Source organism: Pedobacter sp. 01N416 (assembly GCF_056399685.1).
In genome coordinates this window covers 1-504 of record NZ_JBFTRT010001080.1, presented here as the reverse complement: position 1 = coordinate 504, position 504 = coordinate 1, and the positions used below count along the sequence as shown (strand labels likewise).

At 38.7% G+C, this 504-nt stretch carries 1 pseudogene; it reads right to left on the bottom strand.

The features are described from left to right. Positions 1-504 (bottom strand): annotated as a pseudogene (locus AC1DND_RS29325) (SusC/RagA family TonB-linked outer membrane protein); the annotation flags it as partial.

Below are 504 nucleotides of genomic sequence, written 5' to 3'. Positions count from 1 at the left end.
CCTGTTAACTTTATCGTTATTCACATTTTTAACAACATCCCAAAGCGGGTTATCGAATTCCGAATAGATGCTTGCCAGATGCAGAACCCTGTTTCCGTTGATATCTTGGTAATTCTGAACATCGTAAGCAGAACTAAACCGCATCAACTGAAGCAAAGATCCGTTAGCACCTTTATTTGCCTTATCATTATTAGAATTGATGTAGTTGAAAGTGCTTGTTAGTTTCAGTATCGGTGAAATGGTACCAACTGCAGTTATCCTCGATGAGATCCGCCTATAACTTGTTGTAGGGATTGTTCCTTTACTATCGGTGTATTCGTTAGACCAACGATAAGAGAACTGTTCAGTTCCTCCCTCAAAAGACAAGTTGTGTTTTTGTGTAAAACCAGTTTCGAAAAAATTATGGATATTATCGTAAAGTGGTGTACTTGGTAAAAATGCCGGCCCAAAAAAGTTAGAACTTCCACCATCGTAAACTCCATTAGAAACCCCCGAGTTGTACTT